Below are 1,386 nucleotides of genomic sequence, written 5' to 3'. Positions count from 1 at the left end.
ACTAAAATTTGGCTTCGCTTACCGCTTAGCTCAAATTTTAGAGCCGAAATTACTCGTTCATGAAATTTTAAAATTTGATAGACTTTTAACAAAAGGCTTGCAGTGTGGTGTATTTTCTAGCGTATGAGAAAAATTTATATCGATTTTTCTTCCGATAAGAGCATACGCAAGGTTTAAAAGATGAGTTAAATTTCTAGCCCAAAATGAGCTAGAAATTTGATTATTCTAGGGCTTGAGCCAGATCAGCTATCAGATCCTCGGCATTTTCAAGACCTATGCTAACTCTTATGAGCTCTTTTGTGATGCCAGCTTTTATAAGCTCTTCACTGCTTAGCTGTTGGTGCGTAGTTGATGCTGGGTGCGTGATGAGCGACTTTGTATCGCCGATATTTACCACGATCTTAAAGAGTTTTACGCGCTCAAGCATCTTTTTTGCGCGCTCAAAGCTATCAGTCTCAAAGCAAAATAACCCGCTAGCCATGCCGTCTTTAAAGTATCTTTGCGCCTTTGCATGACCAACATTGTCAGCTAGCCCTGGGTATGCCACGCTTTTTATATGTTTGTGTGATTTTAGAAATTTAGCCACTTTTAGCGCGTTTTGCGAGTGTCTTTCAACCCTAACAGCAAGCGTTTCAAGCCCTTGTATAAGCTGCCAAGAGTTAAACGGAGAGATCACAGCGCCGATGTCACGCACGATAGCAAGTCTCATTCTTAGCGTGTAGATGTCGAAGTTGTCCGTCATATCAGCATAGACGATGTCGTGATAGCTCGCATCTGGCGTGTTAAAATGCTCATATCTCTTGTTGCCTTTTAGCTTTTCGTTTAGGTGGTTGGCGCTCACGACGACACCCGCTAGACTAAGGCCCTGACCGCTCATATATTTGCTCGCACTATGCACGCAAACATCGACGCCGTGGCGAAGTGGCTGAAAGATGATAGGCGTTGGCACTGTGTTATCGGTGATGCTGATGATGCCATATTTGTTTGCGATTTCTACGATTTTTTCGATATTTGGGATAGAAATTTGCGGATTTGAAAGCGTCTCAAAAAATATAGCCCTAGTTTTTTCGTCTATCAAACTTTCCAGATCATCAGCAGTGTCGCTGTCAAAGACTCTGGCCTCTATGCCAAATCTCTTTAGTGATGATGATATTATCACCTGCCTGGGCTAAATTTATGATGCTGTAAAACAAAGCTGACTGACCGCTTGCAGTCGCTATCGCAGCAGCTCCGCCCTCAAGTGCGGCGACCCTTTTTTCAAAGATATCTGTCGTTGGATTGCCAAGTCTTGTGTAGATGTGGCCGCCATCTTTTAGATCAAACCTAGCAGCGGCTGTCTCGGCACTTCCAAAGTCGTAAGCCGTGCTTTGAAAAATAGGCACAGCC

At 43.5% G+C, this 1,386-nt stretch carries 1 pseudogene; it reads right to left on the bottom strand.

What is annotated here, in order from left to right:
* Window positions 1–220: 220 nt before the first annotated feature.
* Window positions 221–1,386 (bottom strand): annotated as a pseudogene (locus Q0296_RS05725) (aminotransferase class I/II-fold pyridoxal phosphate-dependent enzyme); the annotation flags it as partial.

Source organism: uncultured Campylobacter sp., assembly GCF_937890585.1.
Taxonomy (GTDB): domain Bacteria; phylum Campylobacterota; class Campylobacteria; order Campylobacterales; family Campylobacteraceae; genus Campylobacter_A.
Note: the sequence above shows the minus strand (reverse complement) of the source record. Positions and strands in the feature narration are given on the sequence as shown.